This window comes from Streptomyces sp. NPDC102441 (assembly GCF_044765585.1).
Lineage (GTDB): Bacteria > Actinomycetota > Actinomycetes > Streptomycetales > Streptomycetaceae > Streptomyces.
Window position 1 is genome coordinate 162,567 of the sequence record NZ_JBIWKH010000014.1, and the last position, 19,825, is coordinate 182,391.

The following is a 19,825-nucleotide window of genomic DNA, read 5'->3' on the forward strand; positions in this document are numbered from 1 at the left end:
AGGCGCGCGCGATGGAGGCGGGGACCACACGGCCCGTGACCTTCCAGGGCCGCCCCTCGGTCTCAGTCCCGATGGGCGCGCAGGCGGTCTCCGGCCCACTGGACTTCGAGGGCGCGAGGGAGGGAAGGCGGCTTCCGGTCACCCGTCGAGTCTGCTGACGACGCGCCGGAGCTCGCGGGCCGCACGCGGCGACACCGCTGCCATCACTGTGCCGAGGAGCTCCCGCGCCTCATGCGGATCGCCGCAGCAGTCCCAGTGGGTGCTGCCCAGCTCGTCCTCGCGCCACAGGACCTTCTGCGGCTGCCGCCTGTGCTGCTTCCAGGTGCGTACGGCAGCACTGACCTCGCCCGGCGCGAGGTAGTTGCGGCTCAGTTCGAGACGGGTGATCTCCGCGAGCGTGCGCGCGGACAGGCCGTCGATGACCGTACTCGTGCCGTCCGGCCGGCGATGGTGCGCCGGGCCGCGGCGGTGTCCTGCGCGGTTACGCGGCATGGACCTTTCGGTTCGTCGTCATGCGGCACATGGTGCCATGTCGGCGCACGCCCGTCCTGTGCGTTTCCGCGTGCCTCAACTCATGTGCGGAGAACACCGATTACTTTCGGGATGTGCGTCAGTCTTCATAGCCGTACATCCGGACCGGAAAGAGGAGCGAAGCCGTGCGCATCGTCATCAGCGAGTTCATCAGTCTCGACGGAGTCGTGCAGGCGCCCGGAGGCGCCGAGGAGGACACCGACGGCGGCTTCACGCACGGCGGCTGGACGCACCCGTTCTTCGACGAGGTGGTGGGCGGCGCCTTCGACGCCGCGCTGAAGGGCGCCGACGCGCTGCTCTTCGGGCGCCGTACGTGGCAGAACATGGCCGCGGCGTGGCCGGAGCGGGCGGGCGACCCCTTCGCCGACCGGATGAACTCCATCCCGAAGCACGTCGTCTCCAGCACTCTGGGGGATGACAAGCTGACCTGGTCCAACACCACCCGCATCCCCGGCGACACGGCCGTCGCCCGCATCCGGGAGCTGCGCGCGGCCGAGGGCCGCGACCTGCTGGTGATGGGGAGCCCCACGCTCGCACGGACCCTGCTGCACGAGGGCCTGGCCGATGAGCTGCGGCTCATGATCATGCCGGTGATCGTCGGCGGCGGTAAGACGATCTTCCCCGGCGACGGTGCGCTGCGCCCGCTCGAACTGGTGTCGACGGAGGTCAGCGGCACGGGCGTGCATGTGTGCACCTACCGGGCGGCCGACCAGGAAGCGTAGGGGGTGTCCGCGCGCCCGGAGGCGTCACGGCTGAGAGGGTGCCGCCATGGCCTCTCTGCCCCGGATCGCTCCCATGCTCGCCACCCCCGGCCGCCTGCCACCCTCCGCCACCGACGAGCAGTGGGCGTACGAGGTGAAGCAGGACGGCCAGCGCGCCATGGCCTATCTGCCGGGGGACGGCTCGCTCCAGCTGCTGGCCAGGTCCGGGGCCGACATCACCCCGGCCTATCCGGATCTGGCGGCGCTCGGGCCGGCGCTCGGCGGCGTACCGGCGGTGCTGGACGGCGAGATCGTCGCGCTGGACGACCAGGGGCGCAGCGACTTCGAGCGGCTGCAGTCGCGGATGGGGCTCTCCGGATCGCCCGCGAAGGCCGCCCGCATGGCGCAGCGGGTCCCGGCCCGCCTGGTGCTGTTCGACGCCGTGTTCCTGCGTGAGAGCAGCCTCGTACCGCTGCCCTACGTCGAGCGGCGGGCGGCGCTGGAGGGGCTCGGGCTGAACGGGCCGCACTGGTCGACGCCCGCGGTGGTCGTGGGACACGACGAGGAGGCCCTGGCCATGACGCGGGAGGCGGGGCTGGAGGGCGTGATCGCGAAGCGGCTGAGCTCGGTGTACGAGCCCGGGGTCCGCGCCCGTACGTGGATCAAGATCCGCCATGCCCGCACGGTGGACGTGGTCGTCGGCGGCTGGGTGCCGGGACGCGGGCGGCTGGGCGGCCTGCCCGGTGCACTGCTGGTCGGCGAGCGGCTCCCGGGCGGCGGCCTGCGCTATGCGGGCAGCGTCGGTACGGGGTGGAGCGACGCCGAGCGGACCGGGCTCGCCGAACTGCTCCACGTCGCCGCGGTCGACACCTGCCCCTTCGACGAGACGCCTCCGGTCGCCGGCGCCCGCTGGGTGCTGCCACGGCTGGTCGGCGAGGTGCGGTACGCGACGCGGACGAAGGCGGGGCGGCTGCGTCATCCCTCCTGGCACCGGCTGCGTCCGGACCTGGCACCGGACGACCTGGCGCCGGACGACCTGGAGTGACCGGCCCGGGCACCGGTCAGGAAGCGGTCCGCTTCTTCGCCGCCGCCTTCCTCGCCGGCTGCTTCTTGGCCGTCGCCGACTTGGAGTCCGTCCTCTTCGCGGCCGTCTTCTTCGCGGCCGTCTTCTTCCCCGCCGGGGCGGCCTTCTTCCGGGCGCGGCGCTTGCCCGGTGTCATCTCGTGCACGGTCGCGTCCTCGCCCCGCGTCTCCTTGGCCGCCTTCACGGACTCGTTCAGCGCGGCCATCAGGTCCATGACCTTGCCCGGCTCCTCCTCCTCGGCCCCCGCCGCCGCCGGAAGCGCCTTGCCCTCGGACTTGGCCGCGAGCAGCTCCTCCAGGGCCTCCCGGTAGCGGTCACGGAAGCCGGAGATGCCGTCCAGGGCCATACTGTCGGTGAGCTGCACGGCGCGTTCGATCTCGTCCTCGTCCAGCTCCGTCTCCCGGGGGGCGAGGGACTCCGGGCTGCGGATCTCGTCCGGCCAGCGCATCGAGTGCAGCACGATCGCGTCGTCCCGCACCCGCAGCAGGCCGAGCCGCTCACGGTTGTGCCAGGCGAACTTCGCCACGGCGACCTTGTCGCTGCGCTCCAGGGCCTTCCGCAGCAGGGCGTACGGCTTCGCCGCGACCTGGCCGTCGACCGCGAGGTAGTAGCTGTCGCTGATCCGTACGGGATCGATGGTGCCGGCTTCGACGAACGCGATGATCTCGATGGCCTTCGCCGTCGGCAGCGGCATCCGGTCGAGTTCCTCGTCGGTGACGGGCACGGTCCGGTCCTTGGCGACCTCGTACCCCTTGCCGATCTCGTCCTGCGAGAGGACCTTGCCGTCGATCTCGCACACCTTGCGGGTGCGGATCCGGCCCATGTCCTCCTGGTGGTACTGGTGGAAGGAGATCGAGTGGTTCTCGGTGGCGGAGACCACCTTGATCGGGATCGTGACCAGTCCGAAGCTGATCGCTCCTGTCCACAGGGGCCGCGGCATCCAGTACCTCCAGACCCCCCTGGTGGCTGAGCCGGGAGGCGGACCGGAGCGCCTGGAAGGGAGACCGGCCCGAGAGGGCCGAGGCGCGGCCGGACCGCCGCCCGTATCCCGATCCTCGCGCTCCCGGCCCCGGACCGCATGTGGATCACCGGGGAGCGGGGACGGTCACGTGCGCGGCAGGTCCATCTCGCCGACCACCTCGTCCTCGCTCATCTCCCCGGTCCGCCGGAAACCGAGCCTGAGATAGAACTCCTCCGGGCCGCCCTCCCCCGGCGTCCAGGTCACGGTCACCCGCTTCTGCCCACGCCGCAGGATCTCCTCGCACACGGCGTGCACGGCGAAGCGCCCGTATCCCTTGCCCTGCTCGTCCGCGGCGACGGCCAGCCGCCAGAGACCGGAGCGGAGCCGGTCCTCAGGGTTCGCGGGATCGAACCGTACGTCGAAGAAGGCCATCACGAAGCCGACCAGCCGGTCGCCGTCGTGGACCAGCCGGGGCCAGGCCGTCTCAGGATCGGCGTACGCCTCGGCCAGGGACCGTGCGACCGGGGCGACGAACCGTTCCTGGCCAGGGGCGACCTTCAGCCGGCACGCGTCGAGGACGTTGTCCGGGGTCACCTTCTCCAGGCGGAGCTGCGCGGTCATGCGCGTACCGTACGGGCGGGTCCGGACGCCGGGCCATCGAATATGCCGCCCGGCGCGGGGCTCACCAGGCGGCGGGGCCGGCCTCGTCGAAGAAGCCGCCGGTCGGGCCGTCGGCGCCGATGAGGGCCATACGCACGATGATGTCCGCGCCCTCCTCCACCGTGTTGGGGCCGGTGTGAGCGTTGAGGTCGGTGGCGGTGTAGCCCGGGTCGACGGCGTTGAACCTGATGCCCGGGTAGGCCTTCGCGTACTGCGAATTGATCATGACCAGCGCGGTCTTGGACGAGTTGTAGTCGAGCGCCGCCACGGTGAACTCGACACGGCTCGGGTCGTTCGTCGCGGCCAGCGAGCCGAGGCCACTGGCCACGTTCACGACGACCGGGTCCTTCCCGGCCTCCAACAGCGGCAGGAAGGCCCTGGTCACGCGTACGGCGCCGAAGACATTGGTCTCGTAGGTGCTCCGCATGTCCGCCCCGGTCACCTCGCCCACCGGCTTGCGGGCACCGGCGATCCCGGCGTTGTTGACCAGGACGTCCAGCCGGCCCGCGTCCTTCCGTACGAGCGCCGCGGCGGCCTCGACGGAGTCCTCGTCGGTGATGTCGAGCTGGACGAAGCGCGCCCCGAGCCGCGCCGCGGCCTCCTCGCCGCGCCGGGTGTCGCGCGCCCCGGCGTAGACGGTGTGACCGGCCGCGACGAGACGGCGGGCGGTCTCGAAGCCGAGGCCCTTGTTCGCTCCGGTGATGAGGGTGGTGGTCATGGTGGTGCTCCCGTGTTCGGCAGACGATGGGGTCATGCCTTCACCCTGCTCGCAGCGGCGGCGGACAGGGAGTGCCCGCCTCAGCGGGTGGACCGGCAGTACCAGGCTGTGCGGCGGCCCTGCCCGGATACTGGAGAGGTGAGCGCATCCAAGGACGCACCGTCGAAGGCCCGGCCCGGGCACCCGGGCACCAACGACCTGGGCAAGGCCCTGCACGGCTGGCGGGACCGAATCTCCCCGGACACGGTCGGGCTGCCCGCCGGCGGGGTACGGCGGGCGGCGGGGCTCCGGCGCGAGGAACTGGCCCAGCTCGCAGCCCTCTCCGTCGACTACATCACCCGCCTCGAACAGGGCCGGGCCATCTCCCCGTCCCCGCAGGTCCTCGCCTCCCTGGCCCGCGCGCTGCGCCTCTCGGAGGCCGAACGCACCTACCTGTACCTGCTCGCGGGACAGCCCGAACCAGGGCCCGGTCACATCTCGGACCACATCCCGCCGGGACTCCGCAGGCTGCTCGACCAGATGAACGGCGCCCCGCTGAGCGTCCATGACGCGGCGTGGAACCTCGTCGAGTGGAACCGGTCCTGGGCGGCCCTGATCGGCGACCCGTCCGCGCTGCGCGGGCGTGAACGCAACTTGGTCTGGCGGCACTTCACCGTCCTGCCCGGCCGGGTGCGCCAGACGCCGGAGCAGAAAGCCGCCTTCGAGGCGACGACGGTCGCCGACCTCAGGGCGGCCACCGCCCGCTACCCGGCCGACCTGGGGCTGCGTTCCCTGGTCAAGGACCTGCGCGAGAGCAGCGCCGACTTCGCCGGGCTGTGGGACTCGGGCATCGTGGGCACCCACCAGGCCGGTGCCAAGACCATCGTCCATCCCGAGATCGGCACGCTCACCCTGGACTGCGACGTCCTGGTCGCCGCGGGCAGCGACCTGCGGGTCGTCGCGTACACCGCGGCCCCCGGGAGCGACGACGCCGCCCGGCTCGGCCTGCTCGACGTGATCGGTATCCAGGCCATGGCCTGATCCGGCGTCTGATCCGGGGTCTTGTCCGGGGTCTTGTCCGGGGTCTTGTCCGAGTGAGAGGCCCCAGGGCTTCTGCCTCAGGCCTCGTAGTCCTCGACGAGCCGGCTGATGACCCTGTGCAGGACCTCCGCGCGGTCCCGGTCGTCCTGCTGTTCACGCAGGGCCTGTTCGGCTGCCCGGAGCCTGCGCCAGGCAGCCGCGTCCTTGTCCATCACCTCGTCGACGAGCGGGGAGGAGACCAGCTCCAGGCACTCGGCCAGCAGGAGCCTGGTGGCGGGGGCCGGCGGTGTGGGCGGGGGCTCGGCGAACCCGTCCGTCAGATAGCGCGCGGGGTCGCGGAGGCTCCAGCCGATCACTGCCCCGTCCTGGACGAGGAGGGCCACGTCGGGGGCGATACCGAGCCGTGCGTCCACTTTCCGGCCGAGCGCTTCGACGTCCCGGAGGCACCGCAGTTCGGTGCCCCCGGGGTCGCAGTGGAAGACCCCGGTCTGAGGCATGGCGAAATCCCGGGCCTCGTCCGCGCGCAGTCCCCCCGGGCGCGTGGGCGGATCGTCGTGCGCGGTGTGTCCCTGCGGCACGGCGACGGACTCAGGTGGCACGGACTCAGGGGGCACGAAGAGCGTGAGGCTGCACAGCTCCCGGCTGCCCCGGTCGAAACGGAGATGCTCGTCCTCCGACCAGAGCCACTGCATGCTGCCGAAGGTGTCCGGCAGCTGCCGCTCGCGTCCGGCCGGGTCCGCGTACCCCGCGACGACCAACTCGAGATCGCTGAAGCCGAATCGGGGGGTGAACGCGAGGGGTGTGTCCGTCGTCTCGGCGGTCATGGTGTCGCCGACCGTGATCCTCACCGTGATCGCCTCCTCAGCGGATCCGTACGGCGGGTGCCAGGAAGCCGTTCTTGCCGGGGACCTTTCCGTTCACGATGTCTTCGTGGGTCACCGGGGGCCCCGGGTCGTCAGGTGATCCGCCATGCGCCCTGACTCCGCTCTCCAGTTTCTTCCCGGAAGGCCCGTAACCCGTGATGACGTCGCCCGCACCCGCTCCGGGCCCCTTCGTGACCACGATGTCCTCACCCTGCCGGTAGATGAGGTTCCCACGGTTCCCCTGGGAGAGGTACACCGCGTCCGGGTTCTTGAGGATCTCCCTCACCCGCTCCTCACCGAAGTGGGGATGGTAGTTGCCGGCCTTGCGCATCTTGCCCGCCGCGGCCCGCTCGGTGATCCTGTCCGCTTCCTTCAGGGCCTTCTCGTCCGGGCACTTGGCGGCGGCGAGAAGCCCGGTCCGGATGGTCGACGGGCCGTGGACGTACACGGCGACGCGCAGCGGCACGACAGTCCCGGCGGTGCCGCCCGAACCGGTCGACGCGCCGGAGGCGGAACCGCCGAGCTTGCAGCCGGTGCCGTCGCGTTCCTGACGTACTCGCTCGACGAGTTTCTTGACCTCTGTCGTCGCCAAAGCGCGGGCGCTGATCAGGGTATCGGCGCGGTAGGGAACGCGGTACTGGACCGGACGGCCGCCGTTGGCCCGGGAGCGGGCCCGTGCGTCGGCCTTCTTCTGCGCCTCGACCGAGGCGAAGGTCGGTCCGGCGCCGGGATTGGAGCAGGACAGGCTGCCGGAGACGCTGGTGCCGGTGACCGCGAAGGAGCTCTGCGGGCTGGTGCACCGGCCCGCGGACCTGCCGTCGATGCTGAAGGTGGCGGTCATCACGGCGGTGACCTTGCCGTCCGTCAGGCGGCTCTTGGCGCCGGTGTTGATCTGCCCGGCGAAGCCGTTCCTCGCCGTGCACCCACCGGAACTGCACTTCACCGTTCCCGAACCGCTGAGGGCCAGGGTGACACCGCTGTCCGTCGCGGTGTTCAGCTCCTTTGTCTGCTTCTCCAAGGAGTCGAACATCGGATCGACGGCATCGCCGGTGACCGGCGCCAGGTCCAGGCTTTCGGAATCGCTTCCTTCGAGGGGGCCGTCCGTCACCTCCGGGATCTCGGAGGGGTCCCCGTCCTCGGAGTCCCCCTGGGCCGCGGAAGGCGTCAGCCGGAGCGAGGCCGATTCCGCCGAAGCGCCGGACTCCGGCGGTGAGGCCCCGTAGGACTCGAGCCGCAGCAACCGGTGGGGCTTCTCCTCGGTGACGAGCAGCCGGCCCGCGGAGGTGTCCACGGCGAGCGCCGGTGTGCCGCCGACGGCCGGAGGCTTCGCCGGGTCGTCCGGGGCGGGTATGCCCTCCAGCCTGTCGAGCGCCTTCGAGAGCTTCGTGGCCAGATCCGCCGGAGACGGCCTGTGCTCGACCACCTCGCCCGTCACGGTGTCGCTCTCGTCCGCTGCCGCCCACGCGCCGGAGGCGTCCTCGTCGGGCTCCGTGCCGGAGGCGGCCTTCTGCCGGGCGAAGGTCCTGCCACGGATGTGCAGGATCTCGCGGTCGAGTCCGGCGTCACCGAAACGGCTGCCGGAGGCGGTGACAGTGACGTCCCGCTTCATCAGTCCGGCACCGGAGTCCTGGTACCGCAGGCCGGGGACGTCGGCCAGGGTGGCCACGGCCTCCCGGAACGGCTTCAGGTCCACATCGGCCGCCGGTTCCTCCGAGCCCGAGGTGGAGAACCAGGCCAGCAGCCCGGCCAGCAGCGCCAGGGTCAGCACCCCGGCGCCGCCGAACAGCAGGAGACGCCTGCGCCGCCCGGCGGGCGGCGGAAGGGACGGTCCTGTGGGCGGGTAGCCGGGCGGAGGGCCGTACGGGGAGTACTGCGGCGGTATTTGTGGAGGGTACGGGCCCTGCGGAGGTGGCCCGAAGACGCCGGGCGGCGCGGCATTCGCGGAGTGCTGGGGCGGGACGTCCGGCGGGGGCGGGGGCCCGAATGTGCCGGACGGCGGGGCGTAGGGAGACCCCTCGGGTGGCGGGTGTGCGTCCTCTGGTGGCCGGTGTGCGTCCTCGTGCTCCGTCATGGTCTCCCCCGTGTGTGGTCTGCGGTCCGCCGCCCCGTGAGGCGCACCGCACCCCTACGTCTGGGCCATGTGACCGTCCGACACCTGAGCAGGCGTCAGCGGCGGCAGGACTCGATCGCCAGGGCCCCAGTGTGGAGGTGACGCCACGTCATGAGCAGCTGGTTTCCGGACATCCTGCCGCGCGTGGGGGTCCATGCTCCCTACACACAGACGTCGCACCTTCAGAGGGGCTCCACCTTTCCTCCACATTTTCATCACAATTCAGCCTCTTTTCCACGGAAGGCGGCGCCGCACCTGACCGCCGCTGCGAGCATCGGCCCCTCTCTGCTGCACAGCGGCACAGAAGCGCCTTGGGGGGCACATGAACAATCGCGTGATGAACAGCGGGCTCAGAATGTCGGCGGGGGTGGCAGTTCTGGCACTGAGCCTGGCGGGATGCGGCGGCGACAGCGGCGGCACGGGCCAGGACGCGAAGCCGGCGGCGGCGTCCGCATCGCCCTCCGCCGAGCGGGCGCTCGCACTCGTCGACGACACGGCGGGCACCGAGGCCGGGCAGGAGATCGAGGTCGCGGCGCTGGCCAACGACCTCGTGACCCTGGAGGACGGCAGCGAGGCCACGCTTCTGGACACGTACGAGGAGGCCGAGTTCACCCTCACCGTGGAGAGCCCGACCCCGCACGGGACGGTCACGGTCCAGGGCACCGAGCTCGTGTACACCCCGGCGGACGGATACGCGGGCAAGGACGAGTTCACGTACGACGTCACGGTGAAGGGGAAGGCTCCGGCGGACGGCAGCGCCGTCGTACGCATCACCGTCTTCGAGCCCACCCCGTCCCCGACACCCACCCCGAAGCCGACGCCGACGGTCGCGCCGGCCCCGAAGGCGAAAGCCACTAAGCCGGCCGAGCCCTCCGTGTACTACGAGAACTGCGATGCCGCACGAGCAGCCGGAGCGGCCCCCGTCCGGCGCGGCGACCCCGGCTACGCCGCCCATCTGGACCGGGACAACGACGGCGTCGGCTGCGAGCCGTACGGATCGTCGGGATCGAGCGGCGGATCCTCCAGCGGGGGCTCCGACGGCGGGAGTTCGAGCGGCGGGAGTTCGAGCGGCGGATCCGGTGGCGGCGCCACCTCCTACGCCAACTGCACCGCCGTACGCGCCGCAGGGGCGGCGCCCATCCACCGCGGGGACCCCGGATACGGATCCCATCTCGACCGTGACGGCGACGGAGTCGCCTGCGAGTAGCCCCGCGCTCGTCGCTCACCACCTCAGCAGCCGCCTCCGGCCCTCGCCGGAGGCGGCTGCTCCTTTCCGATCCGCTTCAAAAAAGGTCCTCGACTTCGCCCTCATCTCCCGGCTGCGCGACGCGGTGGGGGTCCCGCTCGTCCTGCACGGATCCTCGGGGGTCGGCGACGCGGGCCTCGCGGCGGCGGTCGGCGCCGGCATGACGGAGGTCAACATCTCCACGCACCTGAACAAGCTGTTCACCCGGGCTGTCCGCGCCCATCTCGACACCCACGCCGAGGCCGCCGACCCCCGCGCATACCTCGGCCCGGCCCGCGACGCGGTCGCCGCGGAGGTGGCACGTCTGCTGAACGTCCTGGCGCGGCCCGGGCGATAGGGTTGTGAGCTGCGAGCGAGGAGGATCCGGTGGCAGCGCACACACGATGGACCCGGCTGCTGGAGATCCTCAGCGACCAGGGTCATCTCGACGTACTCGAAGCCGCCGGACAGCTCGGCTGTTCCGCCGCCACCGTCCGCCGCGACCTGGACGAGCTCGCCCGGCAGAATCTGCTCACCCGCACCCGGGGCGGCGCGGTGGTGAGCGCCGTCGCCTACGACCTGCCGCTGCGCTACAAGGCGGCCCGCAGGGCCGACGAGAAGCAGCGCATCGCGAAGGCCGCCGCCGAACTGATCCCGACGGGCTCCGCCGTCGGCCTCAACGGCGGCACGACGACCTCCGAGGTGGCCAGGGAACTGGCTCTGCGGCCCGAGCCCTCGGGCGGGGGCGTGGCGCTGACCGTGGTGACCAACGCGATCAACATCGCCGGCGAGCTCGCGGTCCGCCCCCAGGTGAAGCTCGTCGTCACCGGCGGGGTGGCCAGGCCGAATTCGTACGAACTCGCCGGCCCCCTGGTCGACACGCTCCTGCGCGGCCTCGCGCTCGACTACACGATCCTCGGCGTCGACGCCGTGCACGCCCGTTTCGGTGCGGCCACGCACGACGAGTCCGAGGCCGGCGCCAACCGTGCCCTCGCCGAGTGCGCGGGCACGGTGATCGTGGTCGCCGACTCCTCCAAGCTCGGGCGCCGGGCCTTCGCCCAGGTGTGCGAGACGGGCGCGGTATCGGTCCTGGTCACGGACCGGGACGCGCCCGAGGACGTCGTCGAGGAGTTCACCGGTCTGGGGATCGACGTCCTGCGGGTGTGACCGGGCAGGTCAGCGGTAGTCCTCCGGGGGGGCCTGCATCCAGGTCCCCCTCGTCGGTGTGGACCGGACCCCCTCGCCACGTGCGGGTCAGCCCGCCACCAGGCGCTGGATCGCGGGGGCGTACAGGTCTGCGAGGTGCTCGGGGGTCGCGTGGGAGCCGGCGCCCTCGCGGTGGAGGCTCAGGGTGGCCCCGAGGCCGATGAGGTGCCCGGCGATCAGCTCGGCGCGCAGGGCGCGTTCGCGGCCGGGGAGACGGGCCGTCAGACGTGCGGTGACCTGCTCGTGGAAGCGGGTGCGGAGCAGGGAGCGTTCGTCCTGGTTGCCGAGGGAGAAGACGACCCTCAGGAAGGGGTCGCCCTTCTGCTCCCTGCGCCGGCGTACGAGCGTGAGCACCATGTGGCGGCCCAGCCCGCCGAGCGGGGCGTCGAAGAGCTCCTCGGCGGCCGGCCCGAAGTCGGCGACGGTGTTGAAGAGTTGCTCCTTGCGACCGAAGTGCTTCACCACGAGGGACGCGCTCACTCCCGCGTCGGCCGCGATACCCCGGATCGTCACCTCCGCGTACGGGCGCTGTGTGAACGCCCGGCGGGCGGCGAGCAGGATCGCGTCCTTGCCCGTGGCGCCCCCTTCCGGAGCCGTGGCCGCCGCTTCCGGTGGCGTCCCCGTGGTGACTCGGGCGGTCATGCGCCCTCCTGGATCGGCAGCGCCCGCGTACGGCCGCTGCTCCTGCGTTTCCTCCCGACCGTACCCGTACCCGCGCGGCCGGCCGGGAGGCACAGGGTCACCGCGAGGGCCAGCAGCGCCGCGCCCGACGCGATGAGGAAGACCAGCTGATAGGCCCCGAGCGTCGGAGCCTGGCGCCCGGCCGCCAGGAACGTCATGTTGGCGAGCACAGCGGCCACCGTGGCGCTGCAGAAGGCCTGTCCGACGGAGCGCATCAGGGTGTTCAGGCCGTTGGCGGCGCCCGTCTCACTGACGGGGACGCCGCTCATCACCAGCGCCGGGAGCGCGGAGTACGCGATCGCGGTCCCCGCCGCGACGACCGTGGCACCCGCGATGATCAGCCAGAGGCTGTGGCTGGTGAAGTAGCGCACCACATAGCCGACGGCGATGATCCCGGCGGCCAGCGCCAGGCTGGTCTTCGGGCCGTGCTTGGCGGAGATGCGCGCCGACACGGGTGAGAGCGCCACCATCGTCACACCGCCGGGCAGCAGGCAGAGTCCGCTGACGACGAGCGAGGCGCCGAGCCCGTAGCCGGTGGCCTTCGGTTCCTGCACCATCTGCGCGGTGACCAGGGAGTTGGCGTAGAACGCGAAGCCGATCAGCAGGGCGGCGATGTTGGTGAGCAGCACAGTGGGGCGCGCGGAGACCCGCAGGTCGACCATCGGGGTGCGCACCCGGAGTTCGTACGCCCCCCAGACGAGCGCGATCACGACGGCGGCGGCGAACAGACCGAGGGTGCGCGCCGACGCCCAGCCCCAGCCGCCGCCCTGGGTGACGGCCAGCAGCAGGCAGACCAGGGCGGCGGTCAGCCCGAGCGCGCCGGGCGCGTCGAACCGGCCGCGGGAGCGGAGCGGGGACTCCGGGACGAAGCGGAGCACCAGGAGGATGTCGAGGAGGCCGATGGCGCCCGAGACCCAGAACATGGTGTGCCACTCGAAGTTCTCGATGACCACCGCCGCGACGGGCAGGCCCACGGCGGCGCCGATGCCCATCGTCGAACTCATCAGGGCCACGGCCGACAGCACCCGCTCGGGCGGAAGCTCGTCGCGCAGGATGCTGATGCCCAGCGGCACGACGGCGATGGCCGCCCCCTGCAGGGCGCGCCCCGCGATCAGTACGCCGATCTGGGAGCTGACCGCACACAGCGCGGATCCCACGACGAGGACGCCCAGCGAGGCGACGAGCACGCGGCGCTTGCCGTACATGTCGCCGACGCGGCCGAGCACGGGGGTGAACACCGCGCCGGTGAGCAGGGTGACGGTGACCAGCCAGCTCGCGGCCGCGGGGGTGGCGCCCGTGAGCTCCGGTATGTGCGGGAGCAGCGGGACGACGATCGTCTGCATGATCGCGACCACGACGCCGCAGAAGGCCAGGACGCCGACGGCGAAACGGGGGTGTTCCGGGGCGGCGGCGGGCGCGGGTGCGGTCATCAGGTCTCCGTACGCAGAGGGGGTGCACAGGCGTTCACCCCCAGGGTAAACGCCTGTGCACCCCGGGGCTCCCGCATGGCCCGATCCGGGCCCCGCACGGCCCTCGCACCGTCATTTGCATATACATGCGATCGAGTGCATACTCTTCCTATGTCTAAGGTTCTCACCTCCCTGCCCACCGGCGAGCGCGTCGGCATCGCTTTCTCGGGCGGCCTCGACACGTCCGTCGCGGTCGCGTGGATGCGCGACAAGGGTGCCGTCCCCTGCACCTACACCGCCGACATCGGCCAGTACGACGAGCCCGACATCGCGTCGGTCCCCGGCCGCGCGAAGGCCTACGGCGCCGAGATCGCGCGCCTGGTCGACTGCCGGGCGGCACTGGTCGAGGAGGGGCTGGCCGCGCTCGCCTGCGGCGCGTTCCACATCCGCTCGGGCGGCCGTGCCTACTTCAACACCACGCCGCTCGGCCGCGCCGTGACCGGCACCCTGCTGGTGCGGGCGATGCTCGAGGACAACGTGCAGATCTGGGGCGACGGCTCCACCTTCAAGGGCAACGACATCGAGCGGTTCTACCGCTACGGCCTCCTCGCCAACCCCCACCTGCGCATCTACAAGCCGTGGCTCGACGCCGACTTCGTCACCGAGCTGGGCGGCCGCAAGGAGATGTCGGAGTGGCTGCTCGCCCACGGGCTGCCCTACCGCGACAGCACCGAGAAGGCGTACTCCACCGACGCCAACATCTGGGGCGCCACCCACGAGGCGAAGACGCTGGAGCACCTCGACACCGGCGTGGAGACCGTCGACCCGATCATGGGCGTCCGCTTCTGGGACCCGTCGGTCGAGATCGCCACCGAGGACGTGACGATCGGCTTCGAGCAGGGCCGCCCGGTCACGGTCAACGGCAAGGAGTTCGCCTCCGCCGTCGAGCTGGTGATGGAGGCCAACGCCATCGGCGGCCGCCACGGCATGGGCATGTCGGACCAGATCGAGAACCGGATCATCGAGGCCAAGAGCCGCGGGATCTACGAGGCACCCGGCATGGCCCTGCTGCACGCCGCCTACGAGCGCCTGGTCAACGCCATCCACAACGAGGACACCGTCGCCCAGTACCACAACGAGGGCCGGCGCCTGGGCCGCCTCATGTACGAGGGCCGCTGGCTGGACCCGCAGGCGCTGATGGTCCGCGAGTCGCTTCAGCGCTGGGTCGGCTCGGCCGTCACCGGCGAGGTGACGCTGCGGCTGCGGCGCGGTGAGGACTACTCGATCCTCAACACCACAGGCCCCTCGTTCAGCTACCACCCGGACAAGCTGTCGATGGAGCGGACCGAGGACTCGGCGTTCGGTCCCGTGGACCGCATCGGCCAGCTCACCATGCGCAACCTCGACATCGCGGACTCGCGCGCCAGGCTCGAACAGTTCGCGAGCCTCGGCCTCGTCGGCACCCAGCCCTCGCTGATCGGTGCCGCACAGGCGGCGGCGACCGGCCTGATCGGCGCCATGCCCGAGGGCGGCGCCCAGGCCATCGCCTCACGCGGCGAGGTCTCCCGCGAGGACGAGCTGCTGGACCGCGCCGCGATGGAGTCCGGCACCGACTGACGTCCTGACCCCCCGGCCGACCGGCTCACCGGCCGGCCCGCCCGGGACCTTATCCTCGGATTCCCGGCGGATACGCCGGAGGAGACGCAGAAAAGCGAAGGTGGCGGCAATGGCGAAGGTCCCGGCAGCGGCAGTGGCGGCGGGCGGTCTCGTCGGCGGGTACGGAATCGCCCGCTGGACCAGGAAGCGCCCGCTGGGCGGCGTCGCACTGGCCGCCGCGGGGTCGGTCGCGGCGTACGAGTGGAACCGGCAGGCCGGGGCGCGCGCGGCCACCGCGCTGACCGTCGCCTACGTGGCCGCCTTCGGCGCTTCGCATCCCCTGGCCAAGAAGCTCGGCGCATGGCCCGCAGTGTTCACCGTGGCGGGCGGAGTCGCCGCCGCGTCGTGGGCGGTCACCCGGCGCAGCGCCCGCTGAGGCGATCCGGGAAAGTCCGGCCCGGGGGATTGAACACGGGCGCCGCGGGGTGCGTACTGAGAAGCAACTCCCCGCGGGACCCGGGGGCGTGCCCGTGCGACACGACGGGCACGTCTCCGGTCAGCCCCCCAGCGCGCGTGACACCGAATAGATCGCCAGACCGGCCAGCGCACCCACCACGGTGCCGTTGATCCGGATGAACTGCAGGTCACGGCCGATGTGCGCCTCGATCTTCTTCGACGTCTGGTCCGCGTCCCAGCCGGCCACCGTGTCGCTGATCAGCGAGGTGATCTCCGCGCGGTACGTCGTGACGACATACGCCGCCGCGTCCTCCAGCCAGCCCTCCAGCTTGGCCTGCAGCCGCTCGTCCGTGGACAGCCTGGAGCCCAGCGACATCAGCGACGCCCTGGCCCGCATCCGCAGCTCGCTCCGCTCGTCCTCGGCCGCCGCGATGATCATCGTACGGACGGAGGACCACGCGGAGGCGATGACGTCCTGGACCTCACCGCGCCCCAGGATCTCCGACTTCAGCCGCTCCACCCTGGCCCGGGTGTCGGTGTCCGTCTGGAGGTCGGCGGCGAAGTCCGTCAGGAACGTGTCGATCGAGCCGCGCGCCGGATGGCCCGGCATGTCGCGCATCTCCGTGATGAAGCGCAGCAGCTCCTTGTAGACCCGCTCCCCCACCCGCTTGTCGACGAACCGGGGCGTCCAGCCGGGCGCCCCGCCCTGCACCGCGTCCATCACGGATTCACCGTGCAGGACCAGCCAGTCGTGCGCCCGTACGCAGACGAGATCGACGACCCTGCGGTGGCCGCCGTCCTGGACGATCTTCTCCAGCATCTTCCCTATCCCCGGCCCGACCTCCGCCGCGTCCGCCCGCCGGGTGATCGCCTCCCCGACGACCGCCTGCACATCGGAGTCCCGCAGCACGGTCAGCGCACCACGCAGCGCGGTGGCCAGCTCGGCGGTGACCCTGTCCGCGTGTTCCGGCTCCGCCAGCCACGCTCCGAGCCTCCTGCCGACCCCCAGAGCGTGAATTCGGTCACGAACGACGTCCCCGGACAGAAAATTCTCGCCCACGAAGGAACCGAGTGACGTCCCCAACTGGTCCTTCTTGGTGGGAATGATGGCGGTGTGCGGAATGGGGAGCCCCAGCGGACGCCGGAAGAGCGCCGTGACAGCGAACCAGTCCGCCAGCGCACCGACCATCCCCGCCTCGGCAGCCGCTGCGACGTAGCCCGGCCAGCCGCCCACACCCGCGTTCTTCGCCCAGGTGGCGAGGACGTACACGAGCGCGACGAGCAGGAGCAGACCCGTGGCGGTGGTCTTCATACGGCGCACACCGCGCTGCTTCTCCTCGTCGGCGGCCGTGTACGAGAACCCGCCCAGCCCCGGCCCCTCCGGCCCGGATGCCGTTCCCTGTCCCTCGTCCTGTTCCATCCGCTCCACCCGTCCGCGTACGCGTCACGCCGTGCCGTACGCATTGTCCCTACCTCACCTACTCCCGGGCCGCACGTCGAGTTCCCCAAGGCCCGTCGCATCATGAGTACAACCCGAACACCGCCCCGAACACCGGGCCGGACACCGCAAGGAGAAACACCGCAGATGCCCAGGCGCCAGGGGTATGCCCTGCTCATCGCCCTCGTGGCAGGCACCGTCGCGATCGCCGCCGCCGTCGCGTTCGGCACGTCGCTGCTCGCCGACGAGAGGCAGGCACCGCTCGGCGGGTCCCAGACCCACGCGGCGGCCCGCAACCCCGCCGCGCCCGCCACCTCCACCGGCACCTGGGTCGCCACCTGGACCGCTGCCCCCGTCAGCGCGGAGCCGGACTCCGGGCAGGGCCACCCCGGCAGCACCATCCGCAACATCGTGCACACCAGCGTCGGCGGGGACGCCGCCCGCATCACCCTGTCCAACCTCTTCGGTACCGTGCCGCTCGTCATCGACCAGGCCGCCGTCAACACCCGCCCGGTGACCTTCCGCGGCCGGCCCGACGTCACCGTAGCCGCAGGCCTCCAGGTCACCAGCGATCCGGTCGTGGTGCCCGTCGCCCCGGACGCCGATCTGGAGGTCACCCTCCGCACCCCGTACGCCGCCGGGCCCGTCACCCAGCACCCCAACGCCCACCAGACGTCCTTCCTGGCCGACTCCCAGGGCACCTGGAGCACCACCCGGTGGCGCTATCTGACCGCCGTCGACGTACGCAACGAGGCGTCACCCGGCGCGATCGTCGTGATCGGTGACTCCCTCACGGCCGGCAGCGGCTCCACCACCGACGCCAACACCCGCTGGACGGACGTCCTCTCCGACCGGCTGCGGCACGCCTACGGTGTCGCCAACCAAGGCATAGCGGGCAACCGCCTGCTGCTCGACAGCCCGCTCACGGTGAGCGGCGTGAAGAACGCGGGCGGCCGGAGCGCCACCCACCGCTTCGAGCGCGACGTCCTGTCCGTCGCCGGAGCGAAGACCGTGATCATCGCGCTCGGTATCAACGATGTGCAGCAGTTCCCCCAGGAGCCGGACGCCCGGCGCATCACGGGCGCGCTCCGTGCCCTCACCGAACGCGCGCGCGCCCAGGGACTGCGGGTCGTCGGAGCGACCCTCACACCCTTCCAGGGCTACTCCACCTGGACGCCCGGGAGCAACAGCGTGCGGCTGGCGGTCAACGAGGAGATCCGCGCCGGCCGGATCTTCGACGCGTTCGTCGACTTCGACCGAGCCGTACGCGACCCCTACGCGCCCAACCGGATCCTGCCCGAGTACGACTCGGGCGACCGGCTGCACTTCAACGACGCCGGCTACCGCGCACTGGGCCGAGCCGTCGACCTCGGCACGGTGGACGGTACCCCGAAGGCCGACGCCTTCTGACCCACCCGGCAGCACACGCCCGGCAGCACACCACCCGGCCTCAGCCGAGCTCCTTGCGCCCGTCCCCCGTGTCCGGCTTCTGCAGCCGCAGCCGCTCCTGCTCCTGCAGCCGCCGCTTCTCCGCCTTGCTCCGCTTGCGCTCCACGCCGACCCCGCCCATCAGGGCGAAACCGGTGATCTTCACCCGTGGGGCGTCCGGGGCGGGGTCCGGCTCGTCGTCGAGCTTGGAGTGCTCGCCGAAACCGCCCATGATCCCGAGGCCGTTGACCTGGACGTTGAGGTCCGGCGGTACGGTCACCTGCATGCCGCCCATGATCGTGAAGCAGCGGATCACGACGTCACGCTCCGCGAAGTGGGCCTCACGCAGATCGATCTCGCCACCGCCCCACATCGCGAACGCGGTGAACTTCGGGCCCACCGTCCAGCGGCCCTTGCGGCTGAACCCGCCCCAGAAGGCGAAGGCCCCCGACGAAGTGGGCGCACCACCGATCCGGGCGGGCCAGTTGGCGGACGACCCCTTCGGCTCGGCCACCGCACCCGTCACCGGACGTACGAGCCCACCCGGCACCGGCAGGTCGCGTACGAGCGGAACCAACTCCCCGTGCGTACGCGCCCTGTACGTCGCGTCCAGCCGCTGCTCGAACTCGTCCATCTCCAGCCGGCCCTCGGCCACGGCCTCCCGCAGGGTCTCCGCGACCCGCTCACGCTCCGCGTCGGAGGCACGCATGTCCGGGCTCTCACTTGTCATACCGGCACCCTATAGAGCAATCGCGGGACCGGCCTAGAGAGCAGAATCCGACACGTACATCTTCGCGATCACGGACTCGATGTCCGGCTCCCGCACCGACAGATCGACCAGCGGATAGCCCGCCGCGATCCGCGCCACCAGCGGCGCGGCCGACGCCGCAGCCGGGAAAGCCAGCCACTGCCGGGGGCCCTCCACCTTCACCACCCGCGCCAAGGGCTCCGGCCCCAGCTCGATCGGCGGAAGCTCACGCTCCAGGTCCACGACGAGCGTGCGCTCGCTCTCACCCACCTCGTGCAGCCCGGCCAGCGCACCGTCGTACACCAGACGGCCGTGGTCGATCACCATCACCCGCTTGCACAACTGCTCGATATCGGTCAGATCGTGTGTGGTCAGCAGCACCGTCGTCGACCGCTCCGCGTTCAAGTCCCGCAGGAACCCCCGCACCTTGGCCTTGGAGACCACGTCGAGCCCGATCGTCGGCTCGTCCAGATACAGCACCTCGGGATCATGCAGCAGCGCCGCCGCGATATCGCCCCGCATCCGCTGGCCCAGCGACAACTGACGCACCGGCACCTCCAACAACACGCCCAGGTCCAGGAGTTCGACACAGCGGTCGAGATTCTCCCGGTAACGGCGGTCCGGGATCCGGTACATCCGGTGCATCAGCCGGTACGAGTCACGCAACGGCAGGTCCCACCAGAGCGTCGTACGCTGCCCGAACACCACGCCCATCCGGTGGGCCAGCTTCGTACGCTCCCGGCTCGGATCGATCCCCGCGACCCGTAGCCGCCCGCCGCTCGGCGTGAGGATGCCCGTCAGCATCTTGATCGTCGTCGACTTGCCCGCACCGTTCGGGCCGATGTAGCCGACCATCTCACCGCGCGGCACCCGGAAGCTGATCCCGTCCACCGCCCGCACCTCACGCCGCTCACGCCGCATGAAGCCCGTCTTGCGACGCACGTCGAAGACCTTCTCGACGCCGTCCAGCTCGATGAAGTCCATGTCGTC

Annotated in this window: 19 protein-coding genes and 1 pseudogene; 9 read left to right on the forward strand and 11 right to left on the reverse strand. The window is 71.5% G+C overall.

Annotated features, from left to right (window positions below; genetic code table 11):
* Positions 1-138 precede the first annotated feature (138 nt).
* The gene (locus ACIREO_RS28800; RefSeq protein ID WP_404115381.1) at positions 139-492 is read right to left on the reverse strand and encodes a hypothetical protein; all 354 of its coding nucleotides are present in this window, start codon (positions 490-492) and stop codon (positions 139-141) included.
* Positions 493-656: 164 nt separating this feature from the next.
* Here ACIREO_RS28800 and ACIREO_RS28805 point away from each other — a divergent pair, with 164 nt between their 5' ends.
* Positions 657-1,253: a dihydrofolate reductase family protein gene (locus ACIREO_RS28805; RefSeq protein ID WP_404115383.1), complete on the forward strand. Its 597-nt coding sequence runs from the start codon at positions 657-659 to the stop codon at positions 1,251-1,253.
* A gap of 46 nt (positions 1,254-1,299) precedes the next feature.
* On the forward strand, positions 1,300-2,277 hold the full coding sequence (locus ACIREO_RS28810; RefSeq protein WP_404115385.1) for an ATP-dependent DNA ligase: 978 nt from the start codon (positions 1,300-1,302) through the stop codon (positions 2,275-2,277).
* Between the two features lie 16 nt (positions 2,278-2,293).
* Here the strand turns inward: ACIREO_RS28810 and ACIREO_RS28815 are convergent, their stop codons facing one another.
* The 3 genes from ACIREO_RS28815 to ACIREO_RS28825 all read right to left on the reverse strand — a co-directional run bounded on the left by ACIREO_RS28815 (position 2,294) and on the right by ACIREO_RS28825 (position 4,655).
* Complete coding sequence (locus tag ACIREO_RS28815; RefSeq protein WP_404115387.1) at positions 2,294-3,256, reverse strand: Ku protein; 963 nt, start codon at positions 3,254-3,256, stop codon at positions 2,294-2,296.
* Between the two features lie 165 nt (positions 3,257-3,421).
* On the reverse strand, positions 3,422-3,898 hold the full coding sequence (locus ACIREO_RS28820) for a GNAT family N-acetyltransferase (RefSeq protein ID WP_404115389.1): 477 nt from the start codon (positions 3,896-3,898) through the stop codon (positions 3,422-3,424).
* A gap of 61 nt (positions 3,899-3,959) precedes the next feature.
* On the reverse strand, positions 3,960-4,655 hold the full coding sequence (locus tag ACIREO_RS28825) for an SDR family NAD(P)-dependent oxidoreductase (protein ID WP_404115391.1): 696 nt from the start codon (positions 4,653-4,655) through the stop codon (positions 3,960-3,962).
* Between the two features lie 138 nt (positions 4,656-4,793).
* Here ACIREO_RS28825 and ACIREO_RS28830 point away from each other — a divergent pair, with 138 nt between their 5' ends.
* A complete protein-coding gene (locus tag ACIREO_RS28830; RefSeq protein ID WP_404115393.1) occupies positions 4,794-5,675 on the forward strand; it encodes a helix-turn-helix transcriptional regulator in 882 nt (293 codons plus the stop codon).
* Between the two features lie 77 nt (positions 5,676-5,752).
* Here ACIREO_RS28830 and ACIREO_RS28835 read toward each other — a convergent pair whose 3' ends face one another.
* Both ACIREO_RS28835 and ACIREO_RS28840 read right to left on the reverse strand, forming a co-directional pair.
* Positions 5,753-6,523 (reverse strand): hypothetical protein, encoded by a 771-nt coding sequence (locus tag ACIREO_RS28835; protein WP_404115395.1) that lies wholly within the window; start codon positions 6,521-6,523, stop codon positions 5,753-5,755.
* A gap of 13 nt (positions 6,524-6,536) precedes the next feature.
* Positions 6,537-8,609, reverse strand: a complete 2,073-nt coding sequence (locus ACIREO_RS28840) for a hypothetical protein (RefSeq protein ID WP_404115397.1) — start codon at positions 8,607-8,609, stop codon at positions 6,537-6,539.
* 376 nt (positions 8,610-8,985) lie between these two features.
* Between ACIREO_RS28840 and ACIREO_RS28845 the strand changes: the two genes are divergently transcribed.
* The 3 genes and pseudogenes from ACIREO_RS28845 (at position 8,986) to ACIREO_RS28855 (ending at position 11,040) form a co-directional block, all read left to right on the forward strand.
* Positions 8,986-9,855 (forward strand): excalibur calcium-binding domain-containing protein, encoded by an 870-nt coding sequence (locus ACIREO_RS28845; protein ID WP_404115399.1) that lies wholly within the window; start codon positions 8,986-8,988, stop codon positions 9,853-9,855.
* A gap of 85 nt (positions 9,856-9,940) precedes the next feature.
* Positions 9,941-10,231: pseudogene (locus ACIREO_RS28850) on the forward strand (class II fructose-bisphosphate aldolase); the annotation flags it as partial.
* 29 nt (positions 10,232-10,260) lie between these two features.
* Positions 10,261-11,040 (forward strand): DeoR/GlpR family DNA-binding transcription regulator, encoded by a 780-nt coding sequence (locus tag ACIREO_RS28855; protein ID WP_404115401.1) that lies wholly within the window; start codon positions 10,261-10,263, stop codon positions 11,038-11,040.
* Between the two features lie 87 nt (positions 11,041-11,127).
* Here ACIREO_RS28855 and ACIREO_RS28860 read toward each other — a convergent pair whose 3' ends face one another.
* Complete coding sequence (locus tag ACIREO_RS28860) at positions 11,128-11,721, reverse strand: TetR family transcriptional regulator (RefSeq protein WP_404115403.1); 594 nt, start codon at positions 11,719-11,721, stop codon at positions 11,128-11,130.
* A complete protein-coding gene (locus ACIREO_RS28865) occupies positions 11,718-13,190 on the reverse strand; it encodes an MFS transporter (RefSeq protein ID WP_404115405.1) in 1,473 nt (490 codons plus the stop codon). The genes ACIREO_RS28860 and ACIREO_RS28865 overlap by 4 nt, the downstream gene beginning before the upstream one ends.
* Positions 13,191-13,340: 150 nt before the next feature.
* On the opposite strand from ACIREO_RS28865, the gene argG reads away from it, so the two are divergent.
* Both argG and ACIREO_RS28875 read left to right on the forward strand, forming a co-directional pair.
* Positions 13,341-14,786, forward strand: coding sequence for an argininosuccinate synthase (argG, locus tag ACIREO_RS28870; RefSeq protein WP_404115407.1), 1,446 nt, complete (start codon positions 13,341-13,343; stop codon positions 14,784-14,786).
* Positions 14,787-14,895: 109 nt separating this feature from the next.
* The gene (locus ACIREO_RS28875) at positions 14,896-15,201 is read left to right on the forward strand and encodes a hypothetical protein (protein ID WP_404115409.1); all 306 of its coding nucleotides are present in this window, start codon (positions 14,896-14,898) and stop codon (positions 15,199-15,201) included.
* A gap of 120 nt (positions 15,202-15,321) precedes the next feature.
* Here ACIREO_RS28875 and ACIREO_RS28880 read toward each other — a convergent pair whose 3' ends face one another.
* Positions 15,322-16,641, reverse strand: coding sequence for a DUF445 domain-containing protein (locus ACIREO_RS28880; protein ID WP_404115411.1), 1,320 nt, complete (start codon positions 16,639-16,641; stop codon positions 15,322-15,324).
* A 165-nt stretch (positions 16,642-16,806) separates the two neighbouring features.
* Between ACIREO_RS28880 and ACIREO_RS28885 the strand changes: the two genes are divergently transcribed.
* Entirely contained in the window at positions 16,807-18,069 is a 1,263-nt protein-coding gene (locus ACIREO_RS28885) for an SGNH/GDSL hydrolase family protein (RefSeq protein WP_404115413.1), read from the forward strand.
* A gap of 40 nt (positions 18,070-18,109) precedes the next feature.
* Here the strand turns inward: ACIREO_RS28885 and ACIREO_RS28890 are convergent, their stop codons facing one another.
* Together ACIREO_RS28890 and ACIREO_RS28895 are read right to left on the reverse strand one after the other, a co-directional pair.
* Entirely contained in the window at positions 18,110-18,796 is a 687-nt protein-coding gene (locus ACIREO_RS28890; protein ID WP_404115631.1) for a DUF1707 domain-containing protein, read from the reverse strand.
* Between the two features lie 54 nt (positions 18,797-18,850).
* Complete coding sequence (locus tag ACIREO_RS28895) at positions 18,851-19,819, reverse strand: ATP-binding cassette domain-containing protein (protein ID WP_404115633.1); 969 nt, start codon at positions 19,817-19,819, stop codon at positions 18,851-18,853.
* Between the last annotated feature and the right edge of the window lie 6 nt (positions 19,820-19,825).

Excerpts from the sequence above, each read along its gene's own strand:
- ACIREO_RS28800 (WP_404115381.1), bottom strand. The coding sequence starts at position 492 with ATGCCGCGTAACCGCGCAGGACACCGCCGCGGCCCGGCGCACCATCGC.
- ACIREO_RS28810 (WP_404115385.1), top strand. The coding sequence starts at position 1,300 with ATGGCCTCTCTGCCCCGGATCGCTCCCATGCTCGCCACCCCCGGCCGC.
- ACIREO_RS28815 (WP_404115387.1), bottom strand. The coding sequence starts at position 3,256 with ATGCCGCGGCCCCTGTGGACAGGAGCGATCAGCTTCGGACTGGTCACG.
- ACIREO_RS28820 (WP_404115389.1), bottom strand. The coding sequence starts at position 3,898 with ATGACCGCGCAGCTCCGCCTGGAGAAGGTGACCCCGGACAACGTCCTC.
- ACIREO_RS28825 (WP_404115391.1), bottom strand. The coding sequence starts at position 4,655 with ATGACCACCACCCTCATCACCGGAGCGAACAAGGGCCTCGGCTTCGAG.
- ACIREO_RS28840 (WP_404115397.1), bottom strand. The coding sequence starts at position 8,609 with ATGACGGAGCACGAGGACGCACACCGGCCACCAGAGGACGCACACCCG.
- ACIREO_RS28845 (WP_404115399.1), top strand. The coding sequence starts at position 8,986 with ATGAACAGCGGGCTCAGAATGTCGGCGGGGGTGGCAGTTCTGGCACTG.
- ACIREO_RS28860 (WP_404115403.1), bottom strand. The coding sequence starts at position 11,721 with ATGACCGCCCGAGTCACCACGGGGACGCCACCGGAAGCGGCGGCCACG.
- ACIREO_RS28865 (WP_404115405.1), bottom strand. The coding sequence starts at position 13,190 with ATGACCGCACCCGCGCCCGCCGCCGCCCCGGAACACCCCCGTTTCGCC.
- argG (WP_404115407.1), top strand. The coding sequence starts at position 13,341 with ATGTCTAAGGTTCTCACCTCCCTGCCCACCGGCGAGCGCGTCGGCATC.
- ACIREO_RS28875 (WP_404115409.1), top strand. The coding sequence starts at position 14,896 with ATGGCGAAGGTCCCGGCAGCGGCAGTGGCGGCGGGCGGTCTCGTCGGC.
- ACIREO_RS28880 (WP_404115411.1), bottom strand. The coding sequence starts at position 16,641 with ATGGAACAGGACGAGGGACAGGGAACGGCATCCGGGCCGGAGGGGCCG.
- ACIREO_RS28885 (WP_404115413.1), top strand. The coding sequence starts at position 16,807 with ATGCCCAGGCGCCAGGGGTATGCCCTGCTCATCGCCCTCGTGGCAGGC.
- ACIREO_RS28890 (WP_404115631.1), bottom strand. The coding sequence starts at position 18,796 with ATGCGTGCCTCCGACGCGGAGCGTGAGCGGGTCGCGGAGACCCTGCGG.
- ACIREO_RS28895 (WP_404115633.1), bottom strand. The coding sequence starts at position 19,819 with ATGGACTTCATCGAGCTGGACGGCGTCGAGAAGGTCTTCGACGTGCGT.